Here is a 13,959-nt window from a genome sequence, read left to right as displayed (position 1 = left end):
TAATAATATTATAAAAAAAAGAACTCAGTTGAGTTCTTTTTTACTTATTTTTTATTTTTTTCATTTAAATACTCTTGATAATTATTATTTATTTGTTCTCAATTGATAACTTTTAATAATGCTTGTAAGTATTTCTCTTGTTCATTTTTATATTGTAGATAATGTGCGTGTTCTCATACATCAATAGCGATCAATGGGTACATGTTCAAGAATCATGGATTGTCTTGATTAAAACTTTTGTATAGTCTTAATGTACGATTATTATCAATTACTAATCATGCTCAACGGCTTTCAAAAATATCCATGGCAGTTTTTGTTAAAGCAGTGGATGGGTTACACTTTATTGGACACTAATTACGTAGACAAGTGAACAAATTAGTTAAAAGAAAGGAATTATAATTACGGCCAATATTAACTCATATTCAGATGAATTTAAAAAACAAATAGTAACTTTATATCAAAGTGGTAAGTCAGTGTCTTTTCTTGCTAAAGAGTACAATGTTACAAGAGCAGCTACTTATAATCGAATTAAGCAATTTACTAATTCAGGCAGTTTTAAAACCAAAGATAACCGTTCTATCGAAGAAAATGAATTAATTAAATTAATAAAAGAATTAAAACAGTTACGAATGGAAAATGATATTTTAAAGCAAGCGGCACTAATAATAGGCAGAAAATAGAAATTATTACTAAAAATAAAGTTAAATATAAAATTCGTACAATGTGTCGTTTTTTAAAAATATCTAAATCAAAATATTATTTTAATTTGAAGAAAAAAGAAGATAAAATTCAAAATAATATGTATAGCTAACTAAAGTAATGTTTACTCATATCTTGAAAAACAAAATCAATCGCTTTTTTAATATTTGGTCAATAATTTGGTAATATTTTTCTTATATTATGTTTTATAGCAAATCAAAAATGTTCAATTGGATTTAAATTAGGAGAATATGGTGGAATAAATAATAGTTTGCATCCAGCATTTTCAATTAATTGTTGTGTTAATTTAGATTTATGAAACGTTGCATTATCTAAAACTATAATTTGTCCACGCTTTAATACTGCAATTAGTATATTTTTTACATATGATTCAAAAATTTTACTGTTGCAATGTCCTTCAAATGCTCATAGGGCTTTTAATTTACCTTTATTTAGTGAACTAATTATACTCATTCTTTTTATTTTATATGCGGGTTTATTATCAAATAATCTTTTACCTTTTTCAGATCAACCATATTTATAAAATTCATTATCATCAATTCCAGATTCATCAATATATACTAAATATTCATTCATTATTTTAGCTATTTCTTTTAAAAAATTTATTTGCGGAATATGTATTATGTATAATTTAGTTTTTTGAAATAGTTATAAACTTTTTCTTTAGTCATATCACCAAATTTTTCAATTACTTTTTGAAATGTAACATCTTTATTTTGCGCTAAATAATTTTTTAATTCATCTAAATCCTTTATTTTGTGGCTATGTCCTTTTTGATAATTCAAAATTGGTTTTATATGCCCAGTTTCTTTTTTTATTTTTCTTCATAAGAATAAAGTCTTTCTAGTAATATTGAACACTTTACAAATTTATTTAATTTTCATTTTTTTACTTTCATAGGCTTCTATTACTTTTCTTCGTAAGTCTTCACTGTATGGTTTTGGCATAATTTAATCTTTCTAATCTATTTTAAATATTGCTGAATTGTACTTTTAAATTCAAAAACTGTTTAAATTAAATATTATTATTTTACATTATTTATAAGTAAACATTACTTTAGTTAGCTATATGATGAAGCTGTTATTAGTGTTTTTAAAGAAAATAAAGAAGCTTATGGAACAAGAAGATTAAAAGTTGTTCTAAAAGAAAAGAAAATTAATTTATCAAGACGAAAAATTAAAAAAATTATGAATAAACATAATTTAATGGTAATGTTTAGTAATCTGTGTAACTTACAAAAATAACTATAGACATATTCCGTAAATAAATTTTTTAAAAGTCAATTAATAATTTAAAATTTATTTTATAATTTCTTTATTAATAAATTAATAAGGTGTTGATAAAAATGAATTTTGAAAATTTAAAAAAATTAAAAAATGAACAATTTTATAGATATTTTGGTATAAAACGTTTTCATTTTGATGAAATGTTAACAAAATTAATTGAAATAGAAAATTTAAAAAAAATAAAGGTAGAAAATATAAACTTTCAGTTGAAGAAAGATTGATGATGACTTTAGTATACTGAAAAGAATATTATACTTTTTTCCAAATAAGTATTAAATATAAAATGAGTGAATCAAGTTGTTTTCGAAATATTACTTGAGTAGAAAATAAACTTAGTGATGACAAAGATTATCAGTTTTTAAAAACAAAATATAAATCAAAAATTGAGAAAAAACAAGAAGATTTAAATGAATTTCAATTTTATTTAATTGATTCAACTGAAATTGAAATTGAAAGACCAACTAAAAAAAACTACAGTTAGAATATTTTTCTGGTAAAAGTTGAATGTTTTCTATAAAATTTCAAATTATATATGACTTTTTTAATAAAAAAATTGTTGATATTTTTGCTGATAATGGAAAAGTACATGATTTTCAAATATTAAAAAATTCAAATCTTGAATTTTCAGAAAAAACAATAATTATTGGTGATTTGGGATATCAAGGAATACAAAATATTTATAAAAATGCTATATTACCAATTAAAAAAACTAAAAATAAAAAATTAACTAAACAAGAAAAAATCTACAATAAAATTATTTCAAAAATTAGAATTAAAGTTGAACATGTTTTTGCTTGATTAAAAAGATTCAAAATTTTAAGAAATAAATGTAGAAAAAGTATATTTAGACTTATGTACTTAAGATTTAACTTACTTTGTGAAATTTTTAATAAAACAAAACCATTAAAATAAAAAAATATTTTTAATATTTTTTTAAAAATTTGAATTTTTATCAAGTTAATATAAAAATAATATTAACAATTTTTGTGTTTGAAATATAAATTTATTTTTAAAGTATTTTTTTAAAAATATTAACTTCTATAATTATTAACACTAAAAAATTTATAAATATTATTATTGACAATTGATTAAATTTATTTACGGAATATGTCTTATGTTTAATTAATTCTAGTAAATAAAATTAAATAAATAGAAAGAGTGAGTTACTTATGTCTAAAAAACAAAATATTAATAATAATGACCCAATATCAAAAGTAGTAGATTTATTACTAAAAAATACTGAAGATTTAACAACAGTTTTTAAAGAGGGATGTTTATATAAAGAATTAACAAAAAGATTAGTTGAAAAAATGTTGAATTCTGAAATGCAAAATTATTTAGGATATTAAAAACATCAACATAATAATAGTGATAATGCTCGTAATGGTATAAATTCAAAAAAAATTAATAACTCAACAAGGTAAAATTGAGATTAATGTACGACGAGTTCGTAATAGTAATTTTGAGCCATTAATAGTTGCAAAAAGACAAAGAAGATTTGATGGTTTTGATCAACAAGTTCTTTCATTATATGCCAAAGGCATGGCTTTATCAGATATTAGAATGCAGTTACAAGAGTTATATCATGGTGCTGATATTAGTGAAAGTGTTATTAGTCAAATTACTGATGATGTTATTGATGATGTTAAAGCATGACAAAATCGGCCATTAGAAAGTTTTTATCCGATTGTTTATTTTGATTGTATAGTAGTTAAAGTACGACAAGATAAACTCATTATTAACAAATCAGTTTATATAGCACTAGGAGTTGATTTAGAAGGTAAAAAAGATGTTTTAGGCTTATTAATTAGCGAAAATGAAGGTTCTAAGTTTTGATTATCTAATTTCACAGAAATGAAAAATCGAGGCTTAAATGATATTCTTATGGCTTGTAGTGACAATTTAACAGGAATGTCAGAAGCAATACAATCAGTTTATCCTAAAAACGAACATCAATTATGCATAGTTCATCAAATTAGAAATAGTTTAAAATATGTTTCATACAAACATAGAAAATCACTAGTTACAGATTTAAAACCAATTTATAGTGCATGTAGTGAAGAACAAGCAATGCAAGCTTTAGAATCTTTTGAAAGTAAATGAAATAAACAATATCCTCAAATTGCTAAATCATGATATAAAAATTGAGATAATTTAATGGTTTTTATTAGTTATCCTGCAGAAATCAAAAGAGTTATTTATACAACAAATGCTATTGAATCTGTTAATAGTTAATTACGAAAAGTTATTAGAAATAAAAAAGTTTTTCCAAATGATATGGCAGTTTTTAAAATATTTTACTTAGCAATTGAAAATATAACAAAAAAATGAACAATGCCCATTCAAAATTGAAATACAGCAATTGCTCATTTTATGATAAAATTTGAAGATAGAATTAATCTAAGCCAGTAACTTTGTAAAAAGATACACAGATTTTTAAAAAGCCTCCATTTAATATCAAAATACACTAAATTATCATACAAAAATTATCATAATAAAGTCAATGATAGTCAAATTACTAATCTTGTTAATAGAGACTTTAATAATAGGCTTAAAAATGAAGTTATTGTTAGTGATTTAACTTATGTTCAAGTTAATGGTAAATGAAACTATATTTGCTTATTAATCGACCTGTACAATCGCGAAATTATTGGACATAGTGTAGGTACTAAAAAAGATGCATCATTAGTATATCAAGCATTTATGTGCTCAAATAGTTGTTTAAAAAATATTCAAATATTTCATAGCGATCGCGGTAATGAATTTAATAATAAAAATATTGATAAACTTTTATTAGCCTTCAATATTACCCACTCTTTAAGCAAAAAAGGTTGTCCTTATGATAACGCTGTTGCTGAAGCAACTTTCAAAACAGAATTTATTAATGATAAAAATTTTACATCATTAATCCAATTAAAATTAGAATTATTTTATTATATCAATTGATACAACAACATAAGAATCCACAGCACTCTAAACTACTTAACCCCCATAAAACACCAAGCACAAATGTCTACCAAAAAATAGTCCTAAAAAAGGTTGCCATTCCACAGCTTAAAATTTTTCATAAGATTCAAAGCGATTAATGATTGCTTTACCAATAGCTGATTTTTCATTAAAACCTTTATTTTTCCCCAATAGTGAAAAGAAAAGATTATGATTAATTACTCCCCCACCAAATTGTCGAATGCTACTTTGTAATTTTTTTACATTACAAGTTTCTTTATCCTCACATATATCTTCTAATTTACAATAATTACTTAATAAACGATTTAGTTCCCCTTTAGTTTCAAAATTATAATCAGAAAAAAATTTCGGATGTTTATCCATCACTAATTTTAAAGAAGTTAAATATTTCTTATGAATTTCTTCATAATGATGTTTAATTGTTTCTTGTTAAATGTAAGGTTCTAAAGCGTCATAATTATATGGTAAATCGATAATATTAATCTTGTATTTAGGCATTCTTTTCTATCATCCTTTTCTTTTTAAACTCTTCACATATAAATATTGCATTGCATTATAATAAATTAATGTAAAATTACAAGTTTATTATATTACAAGATTTCTCACTATATGTTATACTAAAAATTAATATTAAATACTAATTTTACTAACAAAGGGTGAAATTTTTCGTGCATTACTTATACATGTTTAATAAAAAATCTAATCAAATTAATGTTTCTCACAACAATGATATCATACGTAGAATTAATCTAAACCAAACTGATAACATTAATAGTAATAATTTAGAAAAAAATGAACAAAAACAATCATTTATTGATAAATTTACTTCAAAATCACTTAGTTGTGATGACACCAATAACTTTAATTTCAAAACAGCCAGTTGAAATCTAACAATAATTTATCTTATATCTTTTATTATAATTCCAATTCTTTATAGTTTAATCAAAACTTATGCTGTAAAAGATACTAGTCAAAGTTCATTTCTTAGTCTTTTTATTTTTAGTTTATTGCCAATTTTTGGCTTAGTTGTTTCACTTGGTATTGATTGAGAAACTATGATTAAAAAAGGCGGGTGGGCTGCTTATAGTCATAGTGTATTTGGTTTTATTAGTGTAGTATTTGTTCTTTTATTTTTTATTGCAACAAAAGTTATTAGTGGTAAAGATGATGATGTAACTTCGCTTGCTACTACATTTTTAATTCAACAGTTATTTCAATTGTTAGGATCAATTTTAGTATTAGTATTTTGTAGATCATTACGTGAGAGAATTATTACTACTTTAAAAGAAGCAAAATTAGATTTAATAACTTGAGTTACCATTTTTGCTGTTATTGGTACTATTTTAAATATTATTTTCAACATAATTCCTAAATTTAGTGAATTTAATATGTTAACAAGTAATAATACTTCAAAAAATCAAGATGTTTTAAACTTATTAATGAATAGTCCGTATGGCATTTTTGTTTTAGTTCTTAGTACTATTTTTATTGCTCCAATTAATGAAGAAATATCATATCGTCATGGTACTTTTACCATTGTTCGTTATCGTTGATTAGCATATGCAGCTTCATTAATTTATTTCCCATCAATGCATGTTATGGATAGTGGTGATTGAAATAATATTATTGGCTATTTAGGATTTAGTATTATATTACCCTTATTATTTATAATGACACGGGGTAATACTACATATACTATAGGTTTACATGCTTTTTCTAATCTAATTGCAACTATTTTTGGTTTTATTAATAAAAATTAAAAGGAGAAATTATGACTACCTTAACAATTACTGCCAATGATGCTGATCAAACTTTAATTAATTATTTAAAAAAAGTATTTAAAACACTACCACTGTCAAAAATTTATCGTTTATTTAGAACAAAAAAAATCAGAGTTAATAATAAAACTACTACTGATTTTAAATATCGCTTACAAGAAAATGATTTAGTAGTCATTTATGAAAGTAATTTAGTTGTTAACTATAAACCAGAAAAAATTGCTAAAGAAGCACCAATTGAATTTTTTTATGAAGATGATAATTTTTTAATTGTTAATAAAGATCATAATATTATTGTCCACCAACCATATGGTTCTTGCTTAGATAACATGGTAAAATATTATTTACAACAAAAATACCCGAAGAAGAAACGTGAGCAAACATTTAATATTAGTCATCAGTATCGTTTAGATAAACTAACTAAGGGTTTAATTATTTATCCAAAAAATAAAATGACACAAAACGCACTTCATAATGCTACTAAAAATGGTCAAATTATTAAAAAATATTTAGCTATTTGTTCTGGCCAATTAACTAAAAATTTAAATATTTCTGGTTATATTACTCATGATGAGTTAACAATTAAAATGAAATTTTCAATTGAACCAAGTGAACAAAGTAAAAGTTGTAGCACCATCTTTACACCAATATTTAATACTAAAGACTTTACTTTGGTTGAGTGTCAATTAGTTACTGGTAGAAAACATCAAATTCGTAGTACTTTACAATTTTTAAATTTGCCAATTGTTGGTGACACTAAGTATGGTTCAACAATAGTTAACCCTAATAAAATTGCATTATTTGCTTATTATTTGTCATTTAATGATTTAGAAGAACCATTTACTTATTTGAATGATCAAAATTTTATAATAAAAGATTTAAAAACAGATTTAATTAAACAGATTAAAAAAGAAAAATGATAAAATTAATCTATACTAATATATAGATTACATTTTTATTTTTTTGCTATTTTTTATTTTTAATAGTGATTAATAATATTGAACTTTTAATTTTGGGTTGTTAACATATTTAAATAAAAAACAAAATTAGTTTTATTTATATAGATTGGGTGAAGTAATGACAACTAAAAAAGGTATTTTTAATACAATTGTTGGTGTTATCATGACAATTGTTATCTCTATTTTACAGTTAACTTTTCTTTATGTTACTGGTTTAGCATACGGTGAAAAAATTAATGGTTTAATTCGTGTTATTATTTCTTTTTTGACTTACCTTAGTTTGACAGAAGGAGGACTTGGTTTAATTACCATTTTTTCTTTATATCGTCCGTTACAAAATGATGATTATGAAACCCTCAACGATATTATTAATACGACAAGAAAAAATTATCATCATTCAGGAAGAATATATTTAATTATTCTTGTCAGTGCTGGTTTTATTTTAGGATTAGCTAGTGTTCATTTACCAGAAATTGGTTTAGATATGGAAATTCCTTTTTGACAAGTAGCGCTTATTATTATTTCTTTAGGATCGCGTGAATTAATCTTTTTTTATTTTAGTGGTGCTTATCAAAATTTAATTCAAGCTGATCAAAAAGGTTATTTAAATCGTTTAATTTTTATTTTTTCAGAGATTATTATGTATATTTTACTAATGACGTTATTAGTTATTAGAAAGTCTGATGGTAAACCGATAGATATGTATATTCCTTTTTTTGCTTATTTTGTTTGTGGTGTATTAAAAGCATTTGTTACTTTTATCGTTATTAAAATTGAATATCCATGATTACAACATAAAAAATGAACACAACAAAAAAGGATGCTAAAACAATCGTGATGAGTAGCCCTGAATCGTTTACCTGACATGATTATTTCTAACATTGATATTATTTTAATTACTTTATTTTTATCACTGACAACAACATCAATTTACACTATTTATATTATTATTGCTACAACGATGCGCTCAATTGCTTTAATTTTAATTAGTTCTTTTCGCGAAGTTTTTGGATATTGAATTGCCAAAAGTGGACGAATTAGATGAACTGTGTATACTAAATTTGAGTTATATGCTTATATGATTGCTGGTTTTTTATTTATTAATCAATTTATTATTACTCAATATTTAGTGTCTGCTTTAAGTATTACAAATATTAATAATTCTGATGGTAATTTTGATTCTTCAAAAAATCTTTTTATTAATTTATTTTTGTCACAACCATGATTTATTTTACTTTTATCTTTAAAAAATACAATTCAAGTAGCAACCGAACCAGGAAAAGTTATTGTAAATGCTACTGTAAAACACAAAGAAACAATTTGAGGTTCATATATTCAATCAATAATCAATCTTGTTTTAGGTGTTATTTTGGGTTGAACACTATCAAATTTAGGTTGAAAACATCAAAGTTATCAATATTTATCATTAAGTTTATATATGATTATTTTATCAAGTTGTATTGGTTGAGTTTGACGTTTAATTTCAATCTGAGTTTATGTTTGAAAACATTTGACGTATAATAGTGATTTACGTTTTATTATTCAAAATACTTTAGTGTTAATTATTCCAATTTTAGCAGTAACATTATTTGGATGTCTTTATTTCTTTGATAAATATCCACCAACATATAATTTCACAGATTATAGTTTTGTATTACGAGTTATCGGTTATTCATTATTGTATTCATCAATTTTAATTTTTGGTTTAGCAATGACTATTAATTTTCGTCAGTTTTGATCAATTTTTAATTTTAAGAAATTTTTTACTAATTTATTTTCACTTAAACGTAAGCAAAAAGCATTGATGAATCAAGAAGTACAAGAATTTTTTAAAGATAGTAATAAACCTAAAAATAACTTTACTAATAAAACATTTGACTGAACTGGTACTTATCAAATTACCAATATGAACGTTGATGACTTTATTGAACAAGAGTTGTTACGAAGAAAAAAAGAAGTAGATATTAAAAGCGAAACAAAAGAATTTGAAAATTCTTCTATTCGCGTTGGTATTTATAAAATTAGAGGTTAGTTTATTTAAGGAGTGAATTACATGTTATTAAATGAAGAATGATTTGCAGAAAATATTGTTGAAGAAAAATATTTAGAATTATTAAAGAATTATCGGTAATGTTTAGTAATCTGTGTAACTTAGTGATTTTACAACTAAAATTTATTTAAAAAACACAGTTTTTAGGAAAGTCCCTAATTACTCAACATCAACTTAAATATTTATTATTATTAAACATTGATTTATGTTTATTGTATTTAAAACATATTTTAATGATTGAAAATTCTTTAAAAAATGCTTTATTACATCAACTTTTTAATGATAATGTTCAAAATTTAGATAATGCTACTTTTCTTAATCCAGAACACCTAGCTCAAATGAAAACAGCTTTAGGTTTGATTCGTGCTGTTTATAATAAATATAATAGAAGTGGTATTTTAAAATCACGAACAATACGCAGTTTAATAGAAGTTATATCATTTGAATGAACAATGAAATTATTACAAACTTTAAATGATAAAAGTATCGCTAAGATTGCTCATTATTTTGGTATCAAAGAATTTAATGATAGTAAAATTTTATTATAACAGTTAGAGTATATTAAAGATGTTCGTAATTATTTATCACATAATTTTAAAGTATTAGCAATTCAATTTAAGTATAAAGAACGGTTCCCTTATTAATTACTCGTTTTTCTAGTAAAAACCAATTACTAGCGCTATTTAATGTTGATTATGAAAATTTATTTAATAGTTATGATGTTAAAATTAATGATTGTGTTAAGGAAGATACTCAAAGTATAATCAACACTTAATATAGAAAAATTATTAAATTTTAGTAGATTTAATTTAATAAGTATATTATGATTATATGAATTAATTTCTAGTGTAAAATAAACCATTGTCGTTTTTAAACGACAATGGTTTATTTTATTTAGGGTTAATGAAAATTAAAGAAAGTAGGAAAAAAATGAAGTCAGAGTATAATGAAAAAAAGATTTAAATATTACATAATTAAAATGACTTGACTTATTAAAAGAGTTATTTCCTAAGGAAATTATTAGTAAAAAAAATATTGTTCAGATAATGAATCATTTTTATAAAAATTTAGAAGTAAAATATAAAGGTATATCTAATTATTTTGCTCCAAATATTGAAAAAAGTGAAAATAGTATATTACTTAATACAATTTTTAATTTAAACAAAATGAAAATCACAGATAATAACAAAATAGTTTTTTAAATTGTTTATTATTGAAAGGTAATGCTGAACAATTATATGTAAGTTTTTTAAAAATATCATAAGTACAAAAGGTGCTTGATCACTTCATTAGACATATTCCGTAAATAAATTTTTTAAAAGTCAATTAATAATTTAAAATTTATTTTATAATTTCTTTATTAATAAATTAATAAGGTGTTGATAAAAATTAATTTTGAAAATTTAAAAAAACTAAAAAATGAACAATTTTATAGATATTTTGGTATAAAACGTTTTCATTTTGATGAAATGTTAACAAAATTAATTGAAATATAAAATTTAAAAAAACTACAGTTATAATATTTTTCTGGTAAAAGTTGAATGTTTTCTATAAAATTTAAAATTATATATGACTTTTTTAATAAAAAAATTGTTGATATTTTTGCTGATAATGGAAAAGTACATGATTTTCAAATATTAAAAAATTCAAATCTTGAATTTTCAGAAAAAACAATAATTATTGGTGATTTGGGATATCAAGGAATACAAAATATTTATAAAAATACTATATTACCAATTAAAAAAACTAAAAATAAAAAATTAACTAAACAAGAAAAAATCTACAATAAAATTATTTCAAAAATTAGAATTAAAGTTGAACATGTTTTTGCTTGATTAAAAAGATTCAAAATTTTAATAAATAAATGTAGAAAAAGTATATTTAGACTTATGTGCTTAAGATTTAACTTACTTTGTGAAATTTTTAATAAAACAAAACCATTAAAATAAAAAAATATTTTTAATATTTTTTTAAAAATTTAAATTTTTATCAAGTTAATATACAAATAATATTAACAATTTTTGTGTTTGAAATATAAATTTATTTTTAAAGTATTTTTTTAAAAATATTAACTTCTATAATTATTAACACTAAAAAAATTATAAATATTATTATTTACAATTGATTAAATTTATTTACGGAATATGTCTATTGAAAGAAATAGTGAATCAGTTACAAGAAGTTTTTCTGCAACAGTAGTATTAGATATCAATAAAGAAGATACAGTATCTACTTTCGTTATTGAAAAAAATAATATTTGTTTATAATTAATTATATTTATAAACTTAAAATATTAGAAAATAATAAAAAACATTAAAGAAAATGGCTTAAATATTTAAGTATTTTATTAAAAAAAGAATTATAAAAATTACTATTATCCTATTTAAAATTTATTTAAATAGGATATTTTAAGTTATAAAAATAATTAGAAATACTTAATTATTTATTTGATAGTATAACTAACTAAATTAATATTTACTCATAAATAATGTAAAATAATAATATGTAATTTAAACAGTTTTGGAATTTAAAAGTACAATTCAGCAATATTTAAAATAGATTAGGAAGATTAAATTATGCCAAAACCATACAGTTAATACTTACGAAGAAAAGTAATAGAAGCCTATGAAAGTAAAAACATGAAAATTAAAGAAATTTGTAAAGTGTTCAATATTACTAGAAAGACTTTATTCTTATGAAGAAAAAGAAAAAAAGAAACTGGGCATATAAAACCAATTTTGAATTATCAAAAAGGACATAGCCACAAAATAAAGGATTTAGATGAATTAAAAAATTATTTAGCGCAAAATAAAGATGTTACAGTTCAAAAAGTAATTGAAAAATTTGGTGATATGACTAAAGAAACAGTTTATAACTATTTCAAAAAACTAAATTATACATATAAAAAAACTTTTTTATATGAACAAAAAGATAAAAATAAACAAGAAGATTTTTTAAAAGAAATAGCTAAAATAATGAATGAAGATTTAGTATATATTGATGAATCTGGAATTGATTATAATGAATTTTATAAATATGGTTGATCTGAAAAAGGTAAAAGATTATTTGATAATAAAGCCGCATATAAAATAAAAAGAATGAGTATAATTGGTTCACTAAATAAAGGTAAATTAAAAGCCCTATGAGCATTTGAAGAACATTGCAACAGTAAAATTTTTGAATCATATGTAAAAAATATACTAATTCCAGTATTAAAGCGTGGACAAATTATAGTTTTAGAGGTAATGTTTAGTAATCTGTGTAACTTACAAAAATAACTATGTTTAATTAATTCTAGTAAATAAAATTAAATAACTAGAAAGAGTGAGTTACGTATGTCTAAAAAACAAAATATTAATAATAATGTTCCAATATCAAAAGCAGTAGATTTATTATTAGAAAATACTGAAGATTTAACAACAGTTTTTAAATAGGGAGGTTTATATAAAGAATTAACAAAAAGATTAGTTGAAAAAATGTTGAATTCTGAAATGCAAAATTATTTAGGATATGAAAAAAATCCACATAATACTAGCGAAAATGCTCGCAATGGTATAAATTCAAAAAAATTAATAACCCAACAAGGTAAAAAAATTGAGATTAATGTACCACGAGAGAGGCTTTGTAAAAAGTTACTAGTTTAGATTAATTCTATCTTCAAATTTTATCATAAAATGAGCAATTGCTGTATTTCAATTTTGAATGGGCAGTGTTCATTTTTTTGTTATATTTTCAATTGCTAAGTAAAATATTTTAAAAACTGCCATATCATTTGGAAAAACTTTTTTATTTCTAATAACTTTTCGTAATTAACTATTAACAGATTCAATAGCATTTGTTGTATAAATAACTCTTTTGATTTCTGCAGGATAACTAATAAAAACCATTAAATTATCTCAATTTTTATATCATGATTTAGTAATTTGAGGATATTGTTTATTTCATTTACTTTCAAAAGATTCTAAAGCTTGCATTGCTTGTTCTTCACTACATGCACTATAAATTGGTTTTAAATCTGTAACTAGTGATTTTCTATGTTTGTATGAAACATATTTTAAACTATTTCTAATTTGATGAACTATGCATAATTGATGTTCGGTTTTAGGATCAACTGATTGTATTGCTTCTGACATTCCTGTTAAATTGTCACTACAAGCAATAAGAATATCATTTAAGCCTCGATTTTTCATTTCTGTGAA

The 13,959-nt window shown here is 22.2% G+C and carries 20 protein-coding genes and 1 pseudogene; 15 read left to right on the top strand and 6 right to left on the bottom strand.

Features of this window, described 5'->3' with window-relative positions:
• Window positions 1–44: 44 nt before the first annotated feature.
• A complete protein-coding gene (locus tag ABWV63_RS07825; RefSeq protein ID WP_353305890.1) occupies window positions 45–305 on the bottom strand; it encodes a Fe-Mn family superoxide dismutase in 261 nt (86 codons plus the stop codon).
• A gap of 168 nt (window positions 306–473) precedes the next feature.
• Here ABWV63_RS07825 and ABWV63_RS07820 point away from each other — a divergent pair, with 168 nt between their 5' ends.
• Window positions 474–680: a hypothetical protein gene (locus tag ABWV63_RS07820; RefSeq protein ID WP_353305889.1), complete on the top strand. Its 207-nt coding sequence runs from the start codon at window positions 474–476 to the stop codon at window positions 678–680.
• A gap of 127 nt (window positions 681–807) precedes the next feature.
• Here ABWV63_RS07820 and ABWV63_RS07815 read toward each other — a convergent pair whose 3' ends face one another.
• The gene (locus ABWV63_RS07815; RefSeq protein WP_353305888.1) at window positions 808–1,296 is read right to left on the bottom strand and encodes an IS630 family transposase; all 489 of its coding nucleotides are present in this window, start codon (window positions 1,294–1,296) and stop codon (window positions 808–810) included.
• A gap of 44 nt (window positions 1,297–1,340) precedes the next feature.
• Window positions 1,341–1,580, bottom strand: coding sequence for a hypothetical protein (locus ABWV63_RS07810; RefSeq protein WP_353305887.1), 240 nt, complete (start codon window positions 1,578–1,580; stop codon window positions 1,341–1,343).
• Between the two features lie 222 nt (window positions 1,581–1,802).
• Between ABWV63_RS07810 and ABWV63_RS07805 the strand changes: the two genes are divergently transcribed.
• The 6 genes and pseudogenes from ABWV63_RS07805 (at window position 1,803) to ABWV63_RS07780 (ending at window position 5,033) form a co-directional block, all read left to right on the top strand.
• Window positions 1,803–1,964: an IS3 family transposase gene (locus ABWV63_RS07805; RefSeq protein ID WP_353307218.1), complete on the top strand. Its 162-nt coding sequence runs from the start codon at window positions 1,803–1,805 to the stop codon at window positions 1,962–1,964.
• Window positions 1,965–2,065: 101 nt separating this feature from the next.
• Window positions 2,066–2,239 (top strand): hypothetical protein, encoded by a 174-nt coding sequence (locus ABWV63_RS07800; protein WP_353305886.1) that lies wholly within the window; start codon window positions 2,066–2,068, stop codon window positions 2,237–2,239.
• On the top strand, window positions 2,224–2,487 hold the full coding sequence (locus tag ABWV63_RS07795) for a transposase family protein (protein WP_353305885.1): 264 nt from the start codon (window positions 2,224–2,226) through the stop codon (window positions 2,485–2,487). The genes ABWV63_RS07800 and ABWV63_RS07795 overlap by 16 nt, the downstream gene beginning before the upstream one ends.
• Before the next feature lie 23 nt (window positions 2,488–2,510).
• Window positions 2,511–2,918: a transposase family protein gene (locus ABWV63_RS07790; RefSeq protein ID WP_353305884.1), complete on the top strand. Its 408-nt coding sequence runs from the start codon at window positions 2,511–2,513 to the stop codon at window positions 2,916–2,918.
• A 257-nt stretch (window positions 2,919–3,175) separates the two neighbouring features.
• Window positions 3,176–4,418, top strand: a pseudogene (locus ABWV63_RS07785) (IS256 family transposase).
• A 12-nt stretch (window positions 4,419–4,430) separates the two neighbouring features.
• Window positions 4,431–5,033, top strand: a complete 603-nt coding sequence (locus ABWV63_RS07780) for an IS3 family transposase (protein WP_353307217.1) — start codon at window positions 4,431–4,433, stop codon at window positions 5,031–5,033.
• Window positions 5,034–5,060: 27 nt separating this feature from the next.
• On the opposite strand, the gene ABWV63_RS07775 is transcribed toward ABWV63_RS07780, so the two are convergent.
• Entirely contained in the window at window positions 5,061–5,336 is a 276-nt protein-coding gene (locus tag ABWV63_RS07775; RefSeq protein WP_353305883.1) for a hypothetical protein, read from the bottom strand.
• 320 nt (window positions 5,337–5,656) lie between these two features.
• On the opposite strand from ABWV63_RS07775, the gene ABWV63_RS07770 reads away from it, so the two are divergent.
• The 8 genes from ABWV63_RS07770 (at window position 5,657) to ABWV63_RS07735 (ending at window position 13,404) form a co-directional block, all read left to right on the top strand.
• Entirely contained in the window at window positions 5,657–6,733 is a 1,077-nt protein-coding gene (locus ABWV63_RS07770; protein WP_353305882.1) for a type II CAAX endopeptidase family protein, read from the top strand.
• 11 nt (window positions 6,734–6,744) lie between these two features.
• Window positions 6,745–7,674, top strand: a complete 930-nt coding sequence (locus ABWV63_RS07765) for an RluA family pseudouridine synthase (protein ID WP_353305881.1) — start codon at window positions 6,745–6,747, stop codon at window positions 7,672–7,674.
• 154 nt (window positions 7,675–7,828) lie between these two features.
• On the top strand, window positions 7,829–9,742 hold the full coding sequence (locus tag ABWV63_RS07760) for a hypothetical protein (RefSeq protein WP_353305880.1): 1,914 nt from the start codon (window positions 7,829–7,831) through the stop codon (window positions 9,740–9,742).
• Window positions 9,743–9,972: 230 nt separating this feature from the next.
• Window positions 9,973–10,308, top strand: a complete 336-nt coding sequence (locus ABWV63_RS07755; protein WP_353305879.1) for a hypothetical protein — start codon at window positions 9,973–9,975, stop codon at window positions 10,306–10,308.
• Between the two features lie 993 nt (window positions 10,309–11,301).
• Entirely contained in the window at window positions 11,302–11,709 is a 408-nt protein-coding gene (locus ABWV63_RS07750) for a transposase family protein (protein ID WP_353305878.1), read from the top strand.
• 195 nt (window positions 11,710–11,904) lie between these two features.
• Window positions 11,905–12,027, top strand: a complete 123-nt coding sequence (locus ABWV63_RS07745) for a hypothetical protein (RefSeq protein WP_353305877.1) — start codon at window positions 11,905–11,907, stop codon at window positions 12,025–12,027.
• Window positions 12,028–12,399: 372 nt separating this feature from the next.
• Window positions 12,400–13,038 carry a transposase gene (locus ABWV63_RS07740; protein WP_353305876.1) on the top strand — a complete coding sequence of 213 codons (639 nt, stop codon included), beginning with the start codon at window positions 12,400–12,402 and terminating at the stop codon, window positions 13,036–13,038.
• A 198-nt stretch (window positions 13,039–13,236) separates the two neighbouring features.
• Window positions 13,237–13,404: a transposase gene (locus ABWV63_RS07735; protein WP_353305875.1), complete on the top strand. Its 168-nt coding sequence runs from the start codon at window positions 13,237–13,239 to the stop codon at window positions 13,402–13,404.
• Here ABWV63_RS07735 and ABWV63_RS07730 read toward each other — a convergent pair.
• Both ABWV63_RS07730 and ABWV63_RS07725 read right to left on the bottom strand, forming a co-directional pair.
• On the bottom strand, window positions 13,396–13,527 hold the full coding sequence (locus ABWV63_RS07730; protein ID WP_255495882.1) for a hypothetical protein: 132 nt from the start codon (window positions 13,525–13,527) through the stop codon (window positions 13,396–13,398). The genes ABWV63_RS07735 and ABWV63_RS07730 overlap by 9 nt on opposite strands.
• Before the next feature lie 42 nt (window positions 13,528–13,569).
• Window positions 13,570–13,950, bottom strand: coding sequence for a transposase (locus ABWV63_RS07725; protein WP_353305874.1), 381 nt, complete (start codon window positions 13,948–13,950; stop codon window positions 13,570–13,572).
• Between the last annotated feature and the right edge of the window lie 9 nt (window positions 13,951–13,959).

This window comes from Spiroplasma ixodetis (assembly GCF_040369795.1).
In the GTDB taxonomy this organism is placed as follows: Bacteria; Bacillota_I; Bacilli_A; order Mycoplasmatales; family VBWQ01; genus Spiroplasma_E; species Spiroplasma_E ixodetis_B.
The sequence above is the reverse complement of the archived record's forward strand: the minus strand, read 5'-3'. Positions and strand labels throughout refer to the sequence as shown.